Origin of the sequence: Oricola indica, from assembly GCF_019966595.1 — a bacterium.
GTDB classification, from domain to species: domain Bacteria; phylum Pseudomonadota; class Alphaproteobacteria; order Rhizobiales; family Rhizobiaceae; genus Oricola; species Oricola indica.
In genome coordinates this window covers 186,050-206,563 of record NZ_JAINFJ010000003.1, presented here as the reverse complement: position 1 = coordinate 206,563, position 20,514 = coordinate 186,050, and the positions used below count along the sequence as shown (strand labels likewise).

Annotated in this window: 17 protein-coding genes; 7 read left to right on the top strand and 10 right to left on the bottom strand. The window is 62.9% G+C overall.

Going from position 1 to position 20,514, the window contains the following annotated elements:
• Positions 1-30: 30 nt before the first annotated feature.
• A complete protein-coding gene (gene cimA / locus LC343_RS09770; protein ID WP_223476935.1) occupies positions 31-1,650 on the top strand; it encodes a citramalate synthase in 1,620 nt (539 codons plus the stop codon).
• Positions 1,651-1,741: 91 nt separating this feature from the next.
• Entirely contained in the window at positions 1,742-2,668 is a 927-nt protein-coding gene (rarD, locus tag LC343_RS09765) for an EamA family transporter RarD (RefSeq protein ID WP_428982532.1), read from the top strand.
• On the opposite strand, the gene LC343_RS09760 is transcribed toward rarD, so the two are convergent.
• Positions 2,665-3,654 (bottom strand): CorA family divalent cation transporter, encoded by a 990-nt coding sequence (locus LC343_RS09760; RefSeq protein WP_223476934.1) that lies wholly within the window; start codon positions 3,652-3,654, stop codon positions 2,665-2,667. The genes rarD and LC343_RS09760 overlap by 4 nt on opposite strands.
• 18 nt (positions 3,655-3,672) lie before the next feature.
• The gene (locus LC343_RS09755) at positions 3,673-4,278 is read right to left on the bottom strand and encodes an LOG family protein (protein ID WP_223476933.1); all 606 of its coding nucleotides are present in this window, start codon (positions 4,276-4,278) and stop codon (positions 3,673-3,675) included.
• Positions 4,279-4,416: 138 nt separating this feature from the next.
• Here LC343_RS09755 and LC343_RS09750 point away from each other — a divergent pair, with 138 nt between their 5' ends.
• The 3 genes from LC343_RS09750 (at position 4,417) to LC343_RS09740 (ending at position 8,933) form a co-directional block, all read left to right on the top strand.
• Positions 4,417-6,588, top strand: coding sequence for a LysM peptidoglycan-binding domain-containing protein (locus LC343_RS09750; RefSeq protein ID WP_223476932.1), 2,172 nt, complete (start codon positions 4,417-4,419; stop codon positions 6,586-6,588).
• An 89-nt stretch (positions 6,589-6,677) separates the two neighbouring features.
• Positions 6,678-7,004, top strand: coding sequence for an ArsR/SmtB family transcription factor (locus LC343_RS09745; RefSeq protein ID WP_223476931.1), 327 nt, complete (start codon positions 6,678-6,680; stop codon positions 7,002-7,004).
• 12 nt (positions 7,005-7,016) lie between these two features.
• Positions 7,017-8,933 (top strand): ABCB family ABC transporter ATP-binding protein/permease, encoded by a 1,917-nt coding sequence (locus LC343_RS09740; RefSeq protein ID WP_223476930.1) that lies wholly within the window; start codon positions 7,017-7,019, stop codon positions 8,931-8,933.
• On the opposite strand, the gene LC343_RS09735 is transcribed toward LC343_RS09740, so the two are convergent.
• On the bottom strand, positions 8,930-9,355 hold the full coding sequence (locus tag LC343_RS09735) for a hypothetical protein (RefSeq protein ID WP_223476929.1): 426 nt from the start codon (positions 9,353-9,355) through the stop codon (positions 8,930-8,932). The two genes, LC343_RS09740 and LC343_RS09735, sit on opposite strands and share 4 nt — an antisense overlap.
• 177 nt (positions 9,356-9,532) lie before the next feature.
• Here LC343_RS09735 and LC343_RS09730 point away from each other — a divergent pair, with 177 nt between their 5' ends.
• Entirely contained in the window at positions 9,533-10,231 is a 699-nt protein-coding gene (locus LC343_RS09730; RefSeq protein ID WP_223476928.1) for a phosphatidylserine decarboxylase, read from the top strand.
• A 14-nt stretch (positions 10,232-10,245) separates the two neighbouring features.
• Entirely contained in the window at positions 10,246-11,082 is an 837-nt protein-coding gene (pssA, locus tag LC343_RS09725; RefSeq protein WP_223477270.1) for a CDP-diacylglycerol--serine O-phosphatidyltransferase, read from the top strand.
• A 4-nt stretch (positions 11,083-11,086) separates the two neighbouring features.
• On the opposite strand, the gene LC343_RS09720 is transcribed toward pssA, so the two are convergent.
• The 7 genes from LC343_RS09720 to LC343_RS09690 form a co-directional block, all read right to left on the bottom strand.
• Positions 11,087-13,321 carry an AMP-binding protein gene (locus tag LC343_RS09720; protein WP_223476927.1) on the bottom strand — a complete coding sequence of 745 codons (2,235 nt, stop codon included), beginning with the start codon at positions 13,319-13,321 and terminating at the stop codon, positions 11,087-11,089.
• Positions 13,322-13,455: 134 nt separating this feature from the next.
• Positions 13,456-14,205 (bottom strand): SDR family NAD(P)-dependent oxidoreductase, encoded by a 750-nt coding sequence (locus LC343_RS09715; protein ID WP_223476926.1) that lies wholly within the window; start codon positions 14,203-14,205, stop codon positions 13,456-13,458.
• A gap of 16 nt (positions 14,206-14,221) precedes the next feature.
• The gene (gene purF, locus LC343_RS09710) at positions 14,222-15,685 is read right to left on the bottom strand and encodes an amidophosphoribosyltransferase (protein ID WP_223476925.1); all 1,464 of its coding nucleotides are present in this window, start codon (positions 15,683-15,685) and stop codon (positions 14,222-14,224) included.
• A complete protein-coding gene (locus LC343_RS09705) occupies positions 15,682-16,206 on the bottom strand; it encodes a CvpA family protein (protein ID WP_223476924.1) in 525 nt (174 codons plus the stop codon). Before LC343_RS09705 ends, purF begins: the two co-directional genes overlap by 4 nt.
• An 83-nt stretch (positions 16,207-16,289) precedes the next feature.
• Positions 16,290-17,699, bottom strand: a complete 1,410-nt coding sequence (radA, locus tag LC343_RS09700; RefSeq protein WP_223476923.1) for a DNA repair protein RadA — start codon at positions 17,697-17,699, stop codon at positions 16,290-16,292.
• A 19-nt stretch (positions 17,700-17,718) separates the two neighbouring features.
• Positions 17,719-18,876: an alanine racemase gene (gene alr, locus LC343_RS09695; RefSeq protein WP_223476922.1), complete on the bottom strand. Its 1,158-nt coding sequence runs from the start codon at positions 18,874-18,876 to the stop codon at positions 17,719-17,721.
• 2 nt (positions 18,877-18,878) lie between these two features.
• On the bottom strand, positions 18,879-20,378 hold the full coding sequence (locus LC343_RS09690; RefSeq protein WP_223476921.1) for a replicative DNA helicase: 1,500 nt from the start codon (positions 20,376-20,378) through the stop codon (positions 18,879-18,881).
• Positions 20,379-20,514: the final 136 nt, after the last annotated feature.

Genomic DNA, 20,514 nt, shown 5'->3' with positions numbered 1-20,514 from the left:
AGGGCCAGAAAGGCCGTGACGGGAAAAGACATGACACGCGAACGCATCTATCTCTTCGACACGACATTGCGTGACGGGCAGCAGACGCCCGGCATCGATTTCTCGGTCGACGACAAGATTGCGATTGCGCAGATGCTGGATGAATTTGGCCTCGACTATGTCGAAGGTGGCTATCCCGGCGCCAACCCGACCGACACCGCGTTTTTCGAGCGCAAGCGCACGGCAAGGGCGCAGTTCGTCGCCTTCGGCATGACCAAGCGGGCAGGGGTCTCTGTCTCCAACGATCCGGGCGTCGCCGCGCTCAACGGCTCCAAGTCGGACGCCGTCTGCTACGTGGCGAAAAGCTGGGACCTGCATGTCCGCGTCGCGCTCGGCTGCACGAACGAGGAAAATCTCGAATCCATCCGCCAATCCGTCGAGGCGACTGTCGCCGCCGGCAAGGAGGCGCTGGTCGATTGCGAGCATTTCTTCGACGGTTACAAGGCCAATCCGGACTATGCGTTATCCTGCGCCAAGGCCGCCTTCGAGGCCGGCGCGCGCTGGATCGTGCTGTGCGACACCAATGGCGGCACCCAGCCGCACGAGGTGCGTGAGATCATCGCCACGGTGATTGCCGCAGGCGTTCCGGGCGAGCGGCTCGGAATCCACGCCCATAATGACACCGAACAGGCTGTCGCCAATTCGCTCGCGGCGGTCGATGCCGGCGTACGCCAGATCCAGGGCACGCTGAACGGCATCGGCGAGCGCTGCGGCAATGCCAATATCGTCACGCTGATCGCGACGCTGGCGCTCAAGCCGGCGTGGTCGGAGCGTTTCGAGATCGGAGTCTCGACGGAGAAACTGGAAGGCCTGACGCGCCTGTCGCGCTGGTTCGACGAGCTGCTCAACCGCTCGCCGGCGCAACAGGCGCCCTATGTTGGGTCGACGGCGTTCGCCACCAAGGCCGGCATCCACGCCTCCGCGCTGATCAAGGATCCGTCGACCTACGAGCATGTCGAACCGGAAAAGGTTGGCAATATCCGCCACATCATGGTGTCCGACCAGGGCGGCAAATCCAATTTCGTCAGTGAGTTGAACCGCCGAGGCGTCGTCGTCGCGAAGTCCGATCCCCGTCTCGATACGTTGATCGCCATCGTCAAGGACCGCGAGGCGGTCGGCTATGCCTATGAAGGTGCCGATGCGAGCTTCGAACTGTTGGCGCGGCGCACGCTGGGCGAAGTGCCGGATTTCTTCGAGGTCGTTTCGTTTCGGTCTCTCGTCGAACGGCGTCACAATGCCGTCGGCAAGATCATCACGGTCGCCGAGGCGGTTGTGAAGGTGAATATCGACGGCGAGGAGCGCATGTCGGTTGCCGAAAGCTCCAACGGTCCGGTCAATGCGCTCGACATGGCGTTGCGCAAGGACCTTGGCAAATACCAGGCCGAAATCGCCGACCTCGAACTGGTCGACTACAAGGTGCGCATCCTTAACGGCGGCACCGAGGCCATCACGCGCGTCCTCATAGAATCCGCCGATGCGTCCGGCATGCGCTGGTGGACCGTCGGTGTCTCGGAGAACATCATCGACGCTTCGTTCGAGGCGTTGATGGACTCGATCACCTTCAAGCTGATGAAGAACCGCGGCAACGCCGGGCTGGCCGCAGCGGAATAGGTTCGGCCAACAACTGATCTGGCCGCTTGCCGATTGTCGCGGTGACAATCGGCCGATTGCCCGGAATTTGGGCAGGGTGTAGGTCACCGAAATGTCCGACACCATGGCCAGCAAGAACACCGGCGCAAACGCCCAGCCCGCCGAACCGCTGGCCGGTTTCGCCTTTGCGCTCGGCGCTTTCTTCTTTTGGGGAGTGTTACCCTTCTACATGAAGGCCGTCTCCCACATTCCGCCCTTTGAGGTCGTCGCGCACCGCGTCCTGTGGTCCGTTCCCGTGGCCGGAGTGCTTCTGATCGCGCTTCGGCGCACCGCGGATCTGCGCAACGCATTGCGGTCTCCGAAGACGCTTGCGCTCGCGGCCCTGACGGCGGGGCTGATCTCCATCAACTGGGGCATCTATGTCTGGGCAATCGCGGCCGACCGCGCCCTCGAAACAGCGCTTGGCTACTACATCAATCCACTCGCCAATGTGGTGCTGGGCGCCATCTTTCTCGGCGAACGATTCACGCGGCTGCAGGCGATCGCCATCGCCTGCGCTGTCATCGCCGTCACGATACTGACCTTCAAGGCGGGCGGACTGCCATGGGTATCGCTCGCCCTGGCTTCCACGTTCGGCCTCTACGGCTTTCTGCGCAAAACGCTGCCGATCGGGCCAACGCAGGGCTTCATGCTGGAGGTCATGCTGCTTTCTGTCCCGGCGCTCGCGATCATCGCATGGTTGACCGCGACCGGCACGGGCCATTTCGGCCAGACGGGCGCCGCCGATATGGGGCTCCTGATGCTTGCCGGCCCGGTGACGGCCGTTCCGCTGATCCTCTATGCCTTCGGAGCAAAGGAACTGCGCTACGCGACGATGGGCATCCTGCAATATATCACGCCGACGCTCATCTTCCTGACCGCCGTTTTCATATTCGGCGAGCCGTTTTCGCACTGGCAGCTGATCGCATTCCTGTTCATCTGGGCGGCAGTCGCAATCTATACGATTTCCCTGTTCCGCCGTTCGCCGAAGCGGGCCTAGTCCTTCTTGCCGAGCCGGCGCACGAACAGGAACACGGCCGCGGAGCCGACAGCCGAGAGGAACGCGGCTTTCCAGAACCCCACATGGGATTCCGTGAAGGGAATACCGTGCAGGTTCATGCCGAACAGGCCCGAGATGATCGTCGCGGGCATCAGCACCGCAGTTAGCACCGACAGGAGATAGAGGAGCTTGTTGGTGCGTTCCGACAGCCGCGCCATGATCTCTTCCTGCAGCAGCAGCGCGCGCGCCTGCACTTGCTCGCTGTCATGCAGCAGGGCGCTCGCATGGGCAGCGTTGTTGTCGAGCGCCGAGGCGATCTCCGGCGCGGTCGCGGCGATGTCGGCCGAGGTCAGCGGCCGGAACAGCCCGGTGACAAGAAACAAATGCCGGTGCACGACGATGGCGCGCTGGCGTAGCGGCGCGAGCCGTTCGCGTTCGCCCGCCCAGCGCCCGCCGATGATGCGGTCCTCGATGGAGTCGAGAGCCTCGAACAAGTCTTCGAGCTTGTCTTCCAGCAGATCGAGCAGATGGGTTATGACCGCGTCGACAAAACGCGCGGGCGAGGGGAGCGGGTCTTGCCCTTCCTCGAGTTTACGCCTGATGTCGTCGATCGTCTGCAGCGGCTTCTTGCGCGAGGTCAGCAGTGTCTCGCGGTTGAACGCGAAGTGGAACAGCCCGAGTTCCTCGGAGTCTGCATAATGGCGGTGGTGAATATCCGGCAGGGTTCCGAACAGCCAGTCTCCCGACCGCTTCATGTAGACGCGCCGGCCGCTCGACAGCAGGCAGCGTTGCGCTTCCGCCGGCAGGTCGGGAATCGCGGCGATGGCGGTGCGGGCCCGCGCGTCGCTCAGCGCGAAGCCGGTCCAGCGCCAGCGGACGTCGCCGTCTTCCGGCACGATCTTGCCGTCCGCGCCGATGGCGTATGAATAGAGCTTGCCGGCTTGGTCGTGGAAATGTCCGGCGTGGGCGTGTTTCTTGCCGGTCACAACACGTCTCGCGAAGCCCTAGAGCTTCTCGATGACGGCCGTGTCGCCGTCGTCATGGTTTTGCGCGACCAGGATAGCCGGCACGATCTCTTCGGCCGTGTCCAGCACGAGCGGTTTGACGCGATGCGCCGTATGGATGAAGCCGGCGCTCCCCATGTGATCCAGCAGCGTCGACAGCGGGTTCCAGAATCCGTTGATATTGGCGAGCACGATCGGCTTGGTGTGGCGGCCGAGCTGGCCCCAGGTCATGATCTCGATCACTTCCTCCAGCGTGCCGATTCCGCCCGGCAGGGTCACGAAGGCGTCCGACTCCTCGAACATGCGATGCTTGCGTTCATGCATGTCCTCGGTGACGACCAACTCGTCGAGCGCGCCGAGCGCCTTCTCGGTCGCTTCCTTGTTCATCAGGAAACGCGGGATAATGCCGAGCACCTTGCCGCCGGCCTCCATCGTGCCGTCGGCGACTGCGCCCATGATGCCCTTCGTACCGCCGCCATAGACAAGCCGCAGCCCGGCCTCGCCGATGGCACGGCCGAGTGTTCGGCCTGCGGCAAGATAGGCCGGGTCGTTGCCGGGAGACGAACCGCAATAGACGCAGATGGATTGGATCGGTTTGGAAGTCATGCCTTCCTATTGCTTTGACATGCGGCGGCGTCAAGGCTTCTGTGTAAAATGACGCAATGCAGCAAAACTGCTGTTGACAAACATTGAGCCTGCCGGACCGGCGGTGGTAAGGAAGAGTCTGCAAACTGGTAGAAAACAATGAACAACAAGATTTCTGTGTGGCTTTTCGGCGCTGTCCTGGCGCTTGTTGCAGCTGCGAACACTCCGAGCATTTCGAGCCGGATTAACGCCTATCTCGACCAATTCTCCGGACCGGCTGTGGCAGACGCCGAAAGCGGAGATGGTGAAGACCAGGCCATGGCGCCATCTGCTTCGACGGAAGAGGAACCGGCTGCGGAAAGCGCGCCGGCGGACGACTCCTCGGAAATGGACGCAGCGGAGACGGATAGCGCGCCGGCCGGCGAAGCGGAAACGGACGAAGCGTCCGAAGCCGGAGACGAAGCTGCGCAAGCCGACGCTCCCGATACGCCCGATGCAACCGATACGCCTGACGCTGGTGACACGCCCGCCGGCGAAACGGATTCGACGCAGTCGCCCGATGACGGCGATGCCGCCCAGCAAGCCGAAGTGGTGGTTCCGAGCTTCGGATTGCTGCGCGTCGAACCGGACGGCTCCACGCTGGTCGCGGGGCAGGCCGGTCCCAATGCCGATGTCGAGGTCTTGAGCGGATCGGAAACCCTTGCCGAGGCGAAGGCCGAGCCGAATGGTGATTTCGTCGCCGTTCTCGATGAGCCACTGCCGCCCGGCGACTACGAGATCGTGCTGCGCTCGATCGAGGAAGATGGCGACGTGGCGATGTCGGAGGAAACGGCGATCGTTTCGGTTCCCGAACCGGGTCGCGAGGGTGAGCTTCTGGCGCTGGTCGAACGGCCCGGTGCTCCGTCCCGCCTGATCAACACGCCCGAGGCCGACGAAGAGGCAGCCGCAGAAAGTGAAGTTGCCGCGGCAGAAATGCCGGACAGCGAGCAGGAAGTCGCCGCGGAAACGCAGCAGGAAAGCGCTTCCGAACCGGAAGGCAGTGCCGAGACACCGGCTCCTACCGCCGTTCCGGAAGCGGAAGAGGAAACGGAAGTCACGGCGGTCGAGACGCAAGACGGCGCGGCGCCCGAAGCCACCGATGAGGTGGCCGAAGCAGAAGCATCCGAAGATGGTGATGCCGCCGGCTCAACGCCGGAACAACCGGCCGTGCCAATCCGTATCGAGGCTGTGGAGATTGACAACGACATCGTCTTTGTTGCTGGCTCGGCTTCGCCCGGCGCGCAGGTCCGCGTCTATGCGAATGAGTTCCTCCTAGGCGACACGACCGCGAGCCCGGGCGGACGGTTCCTCGTCGAGGTTCGCCGCGAGCTGGCGATCGGCGACTACATCATCCGTGCGGACGTGATCGACCCGGCAACGGCGGATGTCATTGCCCGTGCGGCGGTGCCGTTCACGCGCAGCGAAGGCGAGCGTCTCGCGGCGATTGCCGAGGATGCGACGCCTCCCTCCGCCGCTGCGGCCGAACCCGCTGAAGCGGAAGAAGCCTCGAGCGAACCGATGGCGGAAACGGAAACCGCTGCCGCCTCGACGGGTAACGAAGCTGAGCCCGAAGAAGCCGCACCTGCGGAATCAGAGTCCGGCGCGGAACAGGAAGTGACGGAACCGTCCGAAGCCGCAACGTCCGAGACCGCCGCCGGCGATACGGAGGGAACTGCCCCTGAAATGGCCGAGGCCGAAACCTCCGGCGATGAGGGCGCGGAAGCCGACGTTTCCGCTGCCGCCGCAAGCGAACCCGCCGATGAACCGGCATCGGAAGCCGCGACTGCGGAAGCATCCACGGAAACGGACACGGCATCCGCGTCCGCGGAGACCGGCAACGAGCCTGCCTCCGCGACCGCCGAATCCGGCTCTGCATCTGAACCGGACGCCGAAACAGCATCCGCGCCGGAAGCGGCGACCACGGAACCCGCTGCAGAGACCGACATGGCTTCCGCCGCATCGGAAACTGCACCGGACGAGCCCGGAGTAGGGGAGGCTGATACCGCAGCCCAACCCGCCGTCGAGGCCGAAACCGAAATTGCCGCAGCCGAGACCGATGGTCCGCCGGAAGTGTCGGACGACATCACCGTCACGGGGAAATTGCGGCAAACGGAGTCATCCGTAATCATCCGGCGTGGCGATACGCTCTGGCACATCTCGCGCCGGGTTTATGGCGAGGGGACGCGCTACACCACGATCTATCTGGCGAACCAGGACCAGATCAAGGATCCGGACCGGATATGGCCGGGTCAGATTTTCGCGTTACCCGAAAACGCGGAGCCCCAAGACTGATTTGACGCGACGGGCCGGAGAAATCCGGCCCGTTTGTCATTCGAACGGGTTGCGGGTCGGTCCAATGCATCGTATATCGTCGATCTACGATGAAATCAGATCCTGCACAAAACGAAGAAATCGCCGGGCGCCTCGCTGCGCTATCCCATCCGGCGCGTCTCGCAATTCTGAACCATCTTTCCCGTTTTGAAGGCTGCGGCTGCGGTGACGTCGTCGACAGCCTGCCGCTCGCGCAGTCGACCGTGTCCCAGCACCTCAAGGTCCTGCTCGAAGCGGGGCTCATTACCCATGAACGCAGGATGCCGCGTTCGACCTACCGCCTGAATCGCGAAGCGCTGCGCAGCGTATCGCGGGAATTGAACTCGATGATCGACGAATGCTGCGCGGCCAATTGCTGCACGTCGAAACACGACTGATCGGAGTGATCCTTGCCCTCTAAGACCGTTTCCGCCGAAAGCGGATCGACGCTGCAGACCATTCGCAATCTGTGGCCCTATATGTGGCCGGCGGAACGCCCGGACCTGAAATTGCGGGTCGTCCAGGCGACCGTCTTTCTAGTGCTTGCCAAGCTTGTCCTGATGCTGGTGCCCTACGGGTTCAAATGGGCGACGGACGCGCTCGACGGCGAAATGAAGGCGCCCGGCTGGATGCCTGCGCTGCTGCTCGGTCCTGTCATGCTGGTCGTCGCCTACAACGTGTTTCGCGTCGCCCAGGCCGGGCTCAACCAGTTGCGCGACGCGCTGTTTGCCAGCGTGGGGCAGAACGCCGTTCGCCAACTCGCCTACAAAACCTTTGTGCACATGCACGGACTGTCGCTGCGTTTCCATCTCGAGCGCCGCACCGGCGGCTTGTCGCGTATCATCGAACGCGGCACCAAGGGCATTGAGGCCATTGTCCGCTTCACGATCCTCAACACCGCGCCGACCATCCTCGAATTCGTTCTGGTCGCGATCATTTTCGGTTTCGTCTATGGCTGGCAGTATGTCGCGGTGACGGCCGTGACGATCTATCTCTATGGCTGGTTCACCATCCGCGCGAGCGACTGGCGCATCCAGATCCGCCGCGACATGAACGCCTCGGACACGGACGCCAACACCAAGGCGATCGACTCGCTGCTCAATTTCGAGACCGTGAAATATTTCGGCAATGAGGACATGGAAGCCCGCCGTTTCGACGGGGCCATGGCCGGCTATGAGCGGGCCGCCACCAAGGTCTGGACCTCGCTTGGCTGGCTCAACTTCGGTCAGGCCTTCATTTTCGGCGTCGGCATGCTGGCGATGATGTGGCTGTCGGCGCGCGCTGTGCAGGCGGGCGAGCAGACGCTGGGCGATTTCGTCTTCATCAACGCTATGCTGATCCAGCTGTCCATCCCGCTCAATTTCATTGGCTTCATCTACCGCGAGATTCGTCAGGGCCTGACCGACATCGAGCAGATGTTCGATCTGCTCGATGTGAAACCGGAGGTAACGGACAAGCCTCAGGCGAAGGACCTCGTCGTGCGGGACGGGCATATCGTCTTCGATGACGTCAAGTTCGCCTATGACCGGCAGCGCCCGATCCTGAAAGGCATCAGTTTCAAGGTGCCGGCAGGCAAGTCCGTGGCGATCGTCGGCCCGTCGGGTGCGGGCAAGTCGACCATTTCCCGGCTGCTCTACCGCTTCTACGATGTGCAGGACGGCTCCATCACGATCGATGGGCAGGATGTGCGCGAGGTGACGCAAAAATCATTGCGCTCGTCGATCGGCATGGTGCCGCAGGACACGGTGCTGTTCAACGATTCGATCCGCTACAACATCCGCTACGGCCGTATCGACGCGAGCGATGCCGAGGTCGAACAGGCGGCCGAACTGGCGCAGATCGGCGATTTCATCCGCTCTCTGCCGGACGGGTTCGACACGATGGTCGGCGAACGCGGCCTCAAGCTCTCGGGCGGCGAGAAACAGCGTGTCGCGATTGCCCGTACCATCCTGAAAGCCCCGCCGATCCAGGTCCTCGACGAGGCGACGTCCGCCCTCGACACGGCGACCGAGCAGGAAATCCAGCAGGCGCTGGACTACGTGTCGGAGGGACGAACGACCCTCGTGATTGCACACCGTCTGTCGACGGTGATCGGCTGCGACGAAATCATCGTGCTCAAGGAAGGCCTGATCGCCGAACGCGGCACGCATGCTGACCTGCTGGACCAGAACGGTCTCTACACGCAGATGTGGGCGCGCCAGTCCGAAGCCATCGAGGCCGAGCGCAAGCTGCGCGAGGCGCGCGAAACCGACGAGATGGGCATCGTCGTACGAAAGCGGTTTCCATTGCCCGGCGATACCGGGACGCCTTCGGGCTCGGACAACTAGCCGGTAAAGGCGAACACGGCGAAGATCAGTGCCACGACTGCCGAACCGCTCGCGGTCATGCCGATCTTCGCCATGCGCGGCCCCATCACGGCCGGATCGCGCTTCGCCGCCGTCAACGTGAAATACTGCGCCGTCAGCGATGCGCCCGTCAGCACCAGGACGGCGAGAATCTTGAGCCAGAAAAAGACGCCGAGCCCGGCCCAGCCGTCCCGGATCGCGTAGACCATGTAAAGACCGGTCACCCAAAGCAGCATGATCGCGACGAAGGAGATGCGTCCGAGCGTTTTCTGGATGCCGCGCAGAACTGGCACCGCGTCCGGAGCCGCGCCCTTCGCCCGAATGCCGGCCAGCATCGCGGCCACCCCACCGCCGATGCCGACGCTGAAGCACAAGAAGTGGATGATCTTTGCCAGAATGATCATGAATGGGCTCCCCGCTTGCCTTAAGGGTAGTTTGTGCCGTCCACGACCTTAAAACAAGCGTCGTAATGTCAGTTCCGCACGCCGTTGTTCCTGCTCCATCCGCCGCTGATTCATGCGGCGCATTGCATCGTGGGAAGCTTGCCCATATTGGTGCAGGAGAATTACCGGAGGATGGCCGTGAGCCTGGCTGATACGATTAGGAAGACTATGGTGCCCGTGCATCGCGAGGGATGGCCCTTTGTAGCGGCCTTCGCGGTCGGCACGATCATCATCGGCTGGCTGTGGTCGCCGCTTTTCTATCTTGGCCTCGTCCTGACGGCATGGTGCGCATATTTCTTCCGCGATCCCCAGCGCGTGACGCCGGTCGATGATGCGCTCGTGATAAGCCCCGCCGATGGCATTGTGTCGGCTGTCGGTCCTGCCGTGCCGCCCGTGGAACTCGGTCTCGGCGATACGCCGATGACCCGGGTCTCCGTCTTCATGAACGTCTTCTCCGTCCACATCAATCGCGCCCCCGTGCGGGGAAAGGTGACCACCATCGCCTACCGCCCGGGCAAGTTTCTGAACGCGGATCTCGACAAGGCCAGCACGGAGAATGAGCGCAACGGACTGGTAATCGAGACCGCGCATGGTCCGCTCGGCGTGGTGCAGGTGGCCGGTCTTGTCGCGCGCCGTATCCTTTGCTGGGTCAAGCACGACGAGGATCTCTCGGCCGGCGAACGGTTCGGCCTGATCCGCTTCGGATCTCGTGTCGACCTCTATCTGCCCGCAGCGGCGACAACGCGGGTTTTTGTCGGTCAGACCGCCATAGCGGGCGAGACCGTGATCGCGGATTATCGCGACGACACGGAAACCCCGTTGAGCCGGACGAGTTGAGGTAAGGCATGGAGATCGAGGGCCCGTTTCCCCCGTTCGAACCCGATGGTCCCGGAGAAAACGGCGAGTCGGCGAACAACAACAAGCGCTTGCGCGACATCCCGCTGCGCTTCGTCCTGCCGAACATCATCACGGTTCTCGCGATATGCGCCGGCCTGACCGGTGTGCGGCTCGCCTTCGAGCACCGTTTCGACGACGCCGTGCTGATGGTCCTTCTCGCCGCGCTTCTCGATGGCGTCGACGGTCGCGTCGCCCGGCTGGTCAAGGGCAGCTCGAAATTCGGCGCGGAAATGGATTCGCTGGCCGATATCGTCAATTTCGGCGTCGCGCCGGCGCTGGTTCTTTATTCCTTCGTACTGGATCAGGCCCGATCGTTCGGCTGGATCGCCGCGCTGCTTTATGCCATCGCCTGCGGCCTGCGCCTCGCACGTTTCAACGTGATGATGGAAAACAAGGACAGCCCGAAATGGCAGAGCGCCTATTTCACGGGCGTTCCGGCCCCCGCCGGCGCATTTCTCGTCCTGTTGCCGGTCTATCTCGGTTTTCTCGGCATCGCGCCCGACTGGTACTACGCAACTGGCGTGGCCTGCTACACGCTGCTCGTCGCGTTCCTTCTGGTGTCGAACTTGCCGGTCTGGTCGGGCAAGACGCTCGGCGCGCGCATCCCGCGCGCCCAGGTGATGCCGCTTATCCTCGGCGTGGTTTTCTACGTCGCGATGCTGGCGACATACACCTGGGAAACACTGACCCTGTCGGTTCTCGCCTATCTCGCCTTCCTGCCATACAGCCTGAGCATGTGGCGCAAGCAGGCAGCGGCTCATGCCGCGGCCGCGAAGAACAACGCGGACTGAACCCTCAGGCCGCCTTGTCCTTGTTCCCCAGCTTCTGCTCGATGCGCTTCAGCGTCGTCACGTAATCGACCTTGCCGGAACCGAGAACGGGGATATCCGGGAAGGGAAGGATCTCCGAAGGCAGCATGAGTTCGGTCACCCCGTTGCGCTTGCCGTAGGCGACGACTTCCTTCTTGTCCGGATCCTTCTTCGTTGTTGCCAGCACGATGCGTTCGCCCTTGCGACGGTCGGGCACGGAAACCGCCGCATGCTGGTCCTCCGGCCACAGGGACTGGACGAGCATCTCGACCGCGCCGAGCGACACCATTTCGCCGCCGATCTTGGCGAAACGCTTCGCCCTGCCACGCACCGCGACATAGCCCTCCCGGTCGATCGCGACGATATCGCCGGAATCGTGCCATTTGTCGGAAAGCGGTTGCAACTCGCCGGGCCGATCGGCCTTCATGTATCCGAGCATGACATTCGGTCCATTGACCCAGAGGCGGCCGCCTTCGTCGATACCTTCAACAGGCTCGATGCGTACCGATATGCCGGGGAACAACCGGCCGACCGTGCCTGGACGGTCCTGCGAGCAAGTGTTGGCGGCGACGACGGGCGAGGCTTCGGTCATGCCGAACCCTTCCAGAACCCGGCAGCCGAAACGGTCGCGATAGAGGTCGCGCGTCTGTGCCTTCACCGCCTCCGCACCCGCCACGACAAAACGCAGGCTCTCGAAATCGGTATCCTTGGCGGTTCGCGCATAGCCCATCAGGAATGTGTCTGTCCCGAACATGATGGTCGGGCGCACCTTGGCCGCCGCGGCGGGGATGAGTTTGTAATGCAGCGGCGAGGGGTAGAGGAACAGCCGAACGCCATAGAGAAGCGGCAGGATCGTACCGCCAAGAAGCCCGAAGGAATGGAAGACGGGCAACACGTTGAACAGCGTGTCCTCGACCGAAATCGAGAAACGCGATTCCGCCTGCGCGGCATTGGCGCGCAGATTGTGATGCGACAGCACAACACCCTTCGGCGTTCCTTCCGAGCCCGATGTGAACAGAATGACCGCGGGCTCTTCCGGATCGACGGCGACCAGCGGACGCGTCCACTGCAGCGCCGCGGAGAGTTTCTCCATGGTTGTCACGGTCTGACGGACATCTTCGAGCCAGATGATTGTCGTGCCGTTTGCCTCGATCGCGTCCACGATCGTCTGCAGTTCAGCCTTTTCGATGAAGACGCGTGACGACAGCACGGTGCTGATCTTCGCCGTATTGATCGCGGAAACGATATTCGCCGCGCCGGCGGAATAGTTCAGCATCGCGGCGACCCGGCCAGCCGTTTGCAGCGCCAGGAAGGTGACGACGACGCCATTTGCGTTGGGCAGGAGAATCCCCATCGCTTCGCCGCGTTTCGACATGGCGATGAATCGCTTGCCGAGTACCCGCGCGCCGATCAGCATCATCTTGTAGGAGAGTGATCCCGTGACGGTATCCTCGAGGATGACTCGCTTGGGACCATATGTCCGCGCCGCCTCCACGAAGGCCTCGAACAGGCCAACGGAGTAATTCGTCGCCTCGTAGCGCACACGCGCCATGTGGTCGAACAGGGCGTTGGGCGGCGTGACGAAGCGGCGTCCGGCCTTTTCGACCAGCGTGTCGATTCGCTCGGCGGGCAGCGCGTGGACGACGAGCTTTGGAAGCAGCTTGCGCGGCGCCATGGAGGCCGGCGTGAAGGAGGAGGGAAGGAACCGGCTGTTCCGCACAAAGATCGGCACGACTTGCGCATTCGACTTGCGCGCAAGCAGGGTCACCGCCCGATAAAGCCGCATCCCGGCCGCGTCCGGTTCCACCGCGTCGGGCAGATAGACGGCCATGCGCCCCTTGCCCTTGAGATGACGGACGAGGCGGCGGTTCGTCACCATGTGTTCCTTGTCGAAGACGACCGACTTGGCGAGGGTCCGGAAGGTCTGGACCAGCCAACTGGTCGCGGATTCCGGGTCGAGAACATGCAACGTGTCTTCCGGCAGGATCGCCTGGCAAATCACGGGGTCGAGCTTCGATTGCTCGCAAATCACGTAGATAACCGGACGGCCGGATGCATGCGCGTGGCGAATGGCGCGCGTGTCTATGCGGTAGAGCAGTTTCAGCGGCGCAAAATACAGCGCCTGCCGGAATCTGATCCCGCGTGTAAAGGTCTCGTATAGTGCAGCGGCGATCAGCCCGGCGGCCAAAACCGCGACGATCAAGGCGATAACCAGTCCCATATGGCTCCTCCCGGAGAATGTACGCGGATCTTCCCGCCCGCTTTCGTAAAAAACGATAGCGGTTGCTCACCATAGGTCAATCGTTAAAAATATAGGTGTTTCAAGCTCGAATTCGAGCTTTCAGCGATCTCGCCTCAGGCCGGCCGGATATAATCCAGCCACTTTTCGGTAGGCGCGTCCCAGAATTTTCCGGTCTCGGTAATGCCGGATCCTGCAAGCGGAACGATCTTCGAAGCGATCTCCGCGGCGGTGGGCAGCGTTTCGGGATCTTCTCCCGGCATCGCTTGCGCACGCATTTTCGTGCGCGTCGCGCCGGGATTGACGCTGTTGATGCGCAGCGGCGTGTTTTGCGCTTCGGCGGCCCATGTCCGCGCCAGTGCCTCGACGGTCGCCTTCGAGGCCGAATAAGCGCCCCAGAACGGTTTGCAGCTGTGAGCGGAGCCGGACGACATGACGATCACGCGACCGGCATCGGATTCGCGCAGCAGCGGATCGGTCGTGCGCATCAGCCGCCATGTCGCGGTGACGTTGATCGCCATCACCTGATCGAAATCCTTCGCCTTGATATGGCCAATCGGCGAGATCGGTCCGAGGATCGCGGCATTGGCGACCAGGATGTCGAGTTTTCCCCAGCGCTCGTGAATCGCACCGCCGAGCCGGTCGATCCCGTCGAAATCCCTCAAATCGAGGGGGACCAGCGTTGCTTCGCCGCCACCGGCCCTGATTTCGTCGTCGAGTTCCTCCAGCCCGCCGGCGGTCCGCGCGACGGCGATAACGTGAGCACCGAGAGCCGCCATCTGCAATGCGATTTCGCGGCCGATGCCGCGAGACGCGCCGGTCACGAGGGCCAGGCGGCCGGAGAGGTCGGGTTTCATATCCATCATATCGCTCGTTCGGAGATCAGTTTCCGCCGGCCAGGATCGAAAGCTGGCGGACATTGTCTGTGCCGTCGCGGTCGAGCAGCCGGGTCGGATAGGCGCCGGTGAAGCAGGCGTCGCAGAATTGCGGCTGTTCGGCGTCACGGGCGGATTCACCGACCGCGCGGTAGAGCCCGTCGATCGACAGGAAGCCGAGGGAGTCGACGCGAATGAAGTCGGCCATTTCATCGACGCTCATGCGCGAGGCGAGCAGCTTGTTGGTTTCCGGCGTGTTCACGCCGTAATAGCAGGACGAAACCGTCGGCGGAGAGGCGATGCGCATATGCACTTCCTTCGCACCGGCTTCGCGCACCATCTGCACGATTTTCTGGCTGGTCGTGCCGCGGACGATGGAATCGTCGACGAGGATCACGCGCTTGCCCTCGATATAGTGCCGGTTCGCATTGTGCTTCAGCTTCACGCCCATGTGGCGGATCGCGTCGGTCGGCTGGATAAAGGTGCGCCCAACATAGTGGTTGCGGATGATGCCGAGTTCGAAGGGCAGGCCCGCTTCCTGGGCATAACCGATAGCCGCCGGCACGCCGGAATCGGGCACGGGCACGACGATATCGGCTTCGACGACGTTTTCCTTCGCGAGTTCGACGCCGATCTGCTTGCGTGCTTCGTAGACGTTGCGTCCTTCGATATAGGAGTCCGGCCGCGCGAAATAGACATACTCGAACACACAGAAACGGGGCTTTTGCGGCTCGAAGGGGAAATGGCTGGTGATGCCGGTTTCGGTCACCACCACCAGTTCGCCCGGCTTGACGTCGCGAACGTAGCGCGCGCCCATGATGTCGAGCGCGCATGTCTCGGACGCGAGGATCCATGACCCGTCGAGATCGCCGAGAACGAGCGGGCGAATGCCCTGCGGGTCGCGGCAGCCGATCATCTTCTTCGACGACAGGGCCACGAACGAATAGGCGCCTTCGAGTTTCTTCACCGCGTCGATGAACTTCGAGAGCAGGTCCTTCTCGGGACTGACGGCGACGAGATGCAACAGCGTCTCCGTATCCGAGGTCGACGAGAAGATCGCGCCAGCCCGCTGCAACTCGCGCTGCACGGTCATCGCGTTGGTGACGTTGCCGTTATGGGCGAGGGCGAGGCCGCCCGATTCGAGTTCCGCGAAAAAGGGCTGGACGTTGCGAAGGCCGGTGTCGCCTGTCGTCGGATAACGCGTATGGCCAATCGCGCGGTCGCCGTCGAGACGGGCGATGACCGAGGCTTTCGTGAAATTGTCGCCGATCAGGCCGACATGGCGTTCCGCGTGGAATTGCGAACCGTCGAAAGTGACGATGCCCGCCGCATCCTGGCCGCGATGCTGCAAGGCGTGCAGTCCGAGCGCCACGAAGGAGGCCGCATCGGCGCGTCCGAAAATGCCGAACACGCCGCATTCGTCATGGAAATGGTCGTCGGCTTCCGCCGTGACTGCGTCGGTCAAGGTCATGCCTCGGTGCTGTCCGCGTTGTCTCCGCCCGGGATGATGTTATCGAGATCTTCCGGCAACATGTTGACGATGCTTTGCGCCAGCGAATCGAGGAACGGTTTCGATTTCGCGCCTTCGATCCAGGCGATTTCCCGGTCACCGACGAAGAAGCCGAGGAACCACACGGCAACAGCCGCGATCAGGACCCCGCGCGCCGCGCCGAACACGAAACCGAGCGTACGGTCGAGCGGCCCGATACGGCTGTCGATGATCAGGTCCGCGATGCGCATCGTGATGATGGTCACCACGATCAGCGTCACCAGGAAGATCAGTCCGCCGGCGACGAGCTGGGCGATGAGTTCATGATCGACATAGGGTTGCACCAGCGGCGCCGCCTGTTTGTAGAACAAGAAGGCGACCACAGCGGCGACGCCCCAGGAAACGATCGAGAGCAGTTCGCGTGAAAGGCCGCGAACCATTGCAAGAACCGCTGAAACGAGCGTCAGACCCAGCAAGAGGCCGTCAAGCAGGGTAATGGGCATGAATTCTGGTCTCCGAAGCAGACGCGTTTATTGGGCCCCTGACCCGATCGCGTGCCGTGTTTGTCCCCGACGCTTGCGCGCCACTAAATATCGTCCTCGTCGCGCTCGCGAGTCAAAACAGTTCCGCCGGCAATGCGTGCAACGAGATCGGGAAGAGCCGCGATCTCGACAGAGCTCTGCTTGCTGGCCTCGGGAACATCTTGACTGCCTTTTGGCATTACGGCGGACTTGAATCCCAGCTTTTCGGCCTCTTTCAGGCGTTGCGCGGCATGTGCGACAGGCCTGATTGCGCCCGAGAGGCTGACTTCGCCGAAATAAACGCAATCGGACGGCAGGGCAAGTCCGGCAAGGGAAGAGACCAGCGCTGCCGCGACGGCGATATCCGCGGCGGGTTCGGATATGCGATATCCGCCCGCCACGTTGAGGTAAACGTCGTGCTGACCAAGGCGAATACCGCAATGGGCTTCCAGCACCGCGATGATCATCGATAGCCGCGCCGAATCCCAGCCGACGACTGCGCGGCGCGGTGTACCGAGAGAGGAGGGGGCGACCAGCGCCTGGATTTCCACCAGCACAGGCCGCGTGCCTTCCATACCGGCAAAAACCGCGGCGCCCGGCGCGCTTTCGTTGCGTTCGCCGAGGAACAGCTCCGACGGGTTCGACACCTCGCGCAGCCCGCCTGATCCCATCTCGAACACGCCAATCTCGTCGGTCGGCCCGAAACGGTTCTTCACGGTGCGCAGGATGCGATAGTGATGGCCGCCTTCGCCCTCGAAATAGAGAACGCCATCGACCATGTGCTCGACCACGCGCGGCCCGGCGATCTGGCCTTCCTTGGTGACGTGGCCGACAAGAATAACGGCCGCGCCGGTCGACTTGGCGTATCGGATCATCGATTGCGATGCCGCGCGCACCTGCGTTACCGTGCCCGGCGCCGATTCCGCCGCATCCGTCCACAGCGTCTGCACGGAATCGAGAATGACGAGGTCGGGCCGCTGCTCGAGCGCCAGCGTGGCGAGAATGTCTTCCACATTGGTCTCGGCGGCCAGCATGACGTCGGTGTCCGCTGCGCCAAGCCGTTGCGCGCGCAGCCGCACCTGCGCGACCGCTTCCTCGCCGGACACGTAGATAACCTTATGTCCGTTGCGGGAAAGCGCCGCGGCAGCCTGCATGAGAAGCGTCGATTTGCCGATCCCCGGATCGCCGCCCACCAGCAGAGCCGAACCGCGCACGATGCCGCCGCCGGTGACGCGGTCGAGTTCGGGAATGCCGGTCAGGATGCGCGGGGCGTCCTCGATATCGCCGGACAGCGTCGTCAGCGCGACCGCGCGGCCCTTGTTCTTGGGCTGGCGCCCCGGACCGCCGCCGATACCGCCGGACGGATCCTCCTCGACGATTGTGTTCCATTCGCCGCAGGAATCGCACTTGCCCGCCCAGCGGGCATGCACGGTGCCGCAGTTCTGGCAGATGAATTGGGTGCGGACCTTGGCCAAGCAGTCGGCTTTCCGGGAATCAGGCGTCGGCGGACTTCAGATAACGCCGCTCATAGCGTTTGCCGAGGCTGGTGAGAAGTTCGTAGCCGATGGTTCCGGCCACTTGCGCCGCTTCGTCCAAAGGAATGTTTGGGCCGATCAGCTCGATCCAGCCTTCGGCGAGCGATTCCTCGTCCACATCGGTGACGTCGAAGAGCGTCAGGTCCATGGTGATCCGGCCGACCAGCGGAACGCGACGGCCGCCGATGAAGCCGGATTGTCCGTCGGTGACGGCTTCGCGCAAGGGCACGCCGGCGCCTGATCCCGCGCGCGGATAGCCGTCCGCATAGCCGACAGACACGGTCGCGATCCTGCTGTCGCGCGCAAGCGTCTGCGTCGCGCCATAGGAGACGGTCTCGCCCTTCGATACCTGCCGTATTTGCGCGATGCGCGCATGCAGGCTCACCACCGGGCGCACCGGATTTTCCCCGGTGCCCGACGCCCGCCCGCCATACAGCGCGATGCCTGGGCGCGTCACATCGAAGAGAAAACCGTCGCCGAGGAAAATACCGGCCGAATTGGCGAGGCTTGAATCGATATCATCAAAAGCTGCCGCAACCCGCTGAAAAGATTCGCGTTGCTTCTTGTTGAGCGGATGGTCCGGCGCGTCGCCACAAGCCAGGTGGCTCATCACCAGCACCGGCGAAACGAGATGGTCGGCGATATTGCGGGCACGGAAGGCCAAGGCTTCCTCGACGGTCAGGCCAAGCCGGTTCATGCCGGTGTCGACGCCGATTGCGCAGGGCGCGTGCAGCCAGCGTTCGCGGCAGAACCGCGCCCACAATTCGATCTGCTCGATGCCCGAGAGGACGGGAATCAGGCTGGCCTCGACCATCGTCGCCGCCGATTGCGCGTGGACGCCGTTGAGGATGAAGATATCGGCCTTTGGCGCGATCCGGCGCACGGCCACGCCTTCCTCCGGAAGCGCGACGAAAAACGTCTCGCACCCGGCCTTCGTCAGCACTGGAACGACATGCTCCACACCCAGCCCGTAGGCGTCGGCCTTGACGACGGCGGCGCATTTGGCAGGGCGGGAGCGCGCCGACAGGTCGCGCCAATTGGCCACGAGCGCGTCCAGATCGATGGTCAGGCGCGCGCCTGCGAGACGCGGATCCGCTCCGGTTGAGGTGACCTGCACGGCTACTCGAACCGTTCCGGCAGGCGGTCTTCGTAAGCAAGGTCGGAGAAACGCGTGAATTCGGCCTGGAAGCCGAGCGGCACGGAGCCCGTCGGGCCATGGCGCTGCTTGGCGATAATCACTTCGGCCTTGCCCATGGCTTCGGCCAACTCGCCTTCCCAGGCCACATATTCCTCGGTGCCGGGCTTCGGTTCCTTGTTCTTGAGATAATATTCCTCGCGGTAGACGAACATCACGACGTCGGCGTCCTGCTCGATGGACCCCGATTCACGCAGGTCTGAAAGCTGCGGTCGCTTGTCGTCGCGGCTTTCCACCTGACGCGACAGCTGGGACAGAGCGATGATCGGTACGTTGAGTTCCTTCGCCAGCGCCTTGAGCCCGGTCGTGATCTCCGTGATTTCCTGCACGCGGTTCTGGCTGGCCTTGGCGGACGAACCGGTCATCAGCTGAACGTAGTCGATCACCATCACGTCGAGGCCGCGCTGGCGCTTCAGGCGCCGCGCGCGTGCAGCGAGCTGGGCGATGGAGATACCGCCTGTCTGGTCGATATAGAGGGGCAAGCGCTGCATCATGTTGGAGCAGGCGACCAGTTTCTCGAAGTCGCTTTCGGTGATCTCGCCGCGGCGGATCTTGGAGGAGGAGATTTCGGTCTGCTCGGAAATGATACGCGTCGCCAGCTGTTCGGACGACATTTCCAGCGAGTAGAAGCCGACCACGCCGCCATCGACGGCCTTGACCGAACCGTCGGACTGCTGCTCGCCGTGAAACGCATTGGCGATGTTGAAGGCGATGTTGGTGGCAAGCGATGTCTTGCCCATGCCCGGGCGTCCGGCGAGGATGATAAGGTCGGATGGCTGCAACCCGCCCATGCGCGCGTCCAGGGCATTGATGCCGGTCGAAATGCCGGACAGGTGGCCGTCGCGCTGGAAGGCGGCGTTGGCCATGTCGATGGCGATTCGAACCGCGTCGGTGAAGGGCTGGAACCCGCCGTCATAGCGGCCGGTCTCCGCCAGTTCGAACAGCCGGCGTTCGGCGTCCTCGATCTGGTGCTGCGGGGCCATTTCCACCGGCGCGTCGAAGGCGATGTTGACCATGTCCTCGCCAATGCCGATCAGCGCACGGCGCGTTGCGAGATCGTAGATCGCGCGTCCATAGTCTTCGGCGTTGATGATCGTGACGGCTTCGGCGGCAAGGCGAGCGAGATATTGCGAGACGGTGATATCGCCCAGTTTCTCCTCGGACGGCAGGAAGGTCTTGATCGTCACCGGATTGGAGATTTTGCCCATGCGAATCTGGTCGGCCGCAACGGCGTAGATCTGGCGATGCAACGGCTCGTAGAAATGTTCCGGCTTCAGGAAATCGGAAACCCGGTAGAAGGCGTCGTTGTTGACGAGGATCGCGCCGAGAAGGGCCTGCTCCGCCTCTATATTGTTGGGAGCCTCTCGATACAGCTCGCCGCCCGAATTGGTGTCGTCGTCGAATTTAAGGGCTGCGTCAGCCATTAGCGTCTCCTGCCTTGGGGGCTCACCTATAGCTTCTGATCCCCGGGTGATGGGAACGCATTGCGCTTCACGCCCGTGATTCACAGCCGGTGCACAAACTCGGAATATTTATTTTTTCCGCTTGACGATTCTAGAT

Bases quoted from the DNA above. Each gene is read 5' to 3' on its own strand.
- cimA (WP_223476935.1), top strand. From the start codon at position 31: ATGACACGCGAACGCATCTATCTCTTCGACACGACATTGCGTGACGGG.
- rarD (WP_428982532.1), top strand. From the start codon at position 1,742: ATGTCCGACACCATGGCCAGCAAGAACACCGGCGCAAACGCCCAGCCC.
- LC343_RS09755 (WP_223476933.1), bottom strand. From the start codon at position 4,278: ATGACTTCCAAACCGATCCAATCCATCTGCGTCTATTGCGGTTCGTCT.
- LC343_RS09750 (WP_223476932.1), top strand. From the start codon at position 4,417: ATGAACAACAAGATTTCTGTGTGGCTTTTCGGCGCTGTCCTGGCGCTT.
- LC343_RS09745 (WP_223476931.1), top strand. From the start codon at position 6,678: ATGAAATCAGATCCTGCACAAAACGAAGAAATCGCCGGGCGCCTCGCT.
- LC343_RS09735 (WP_223476929.1), bottom strand. From the start codon at position 9,355: ATGATCATTCTGGCAAAGATCATCCACTTCTTGTGCTTCAGCGTCGGC.
- LC343_RS09720 (WP_223476927.1), bottom strand. From the start codon at position 13,321: ATGGGACTGGTTATCGCCTTGATCGTCGCGGTTTTGGCCGCCGGGCTG.
- LC343_RS09715 (WP_223476926.1), bottom strand. From the start codon at position 14,205: ATGATGGATATGAAACCCGACCTCTCCGGCCGCCTGGCCCTCGTGACC.
- purF (WP_223476925.1), bottom strand. From the start codon at position 15,685: ATGACCTTGACCGACGCAGTCACGGCGGAAGCCGACGACCATTTCCAT.
- LC343_RS09705 (WP_223476924.1), bottom strand. From the start codon at position 16,206: ATGCCCATTACCCTGCTTGACGGCCTCTTGCTGGGTCTGACGCTCGTT.
- LC343_RS09690 (WP_223476921.1), bottom strand. From the start codon at position 20,378: ATGGCTGACGCAGCCCTTAAATTCGACGACGACACCAATTCGGGCGGC.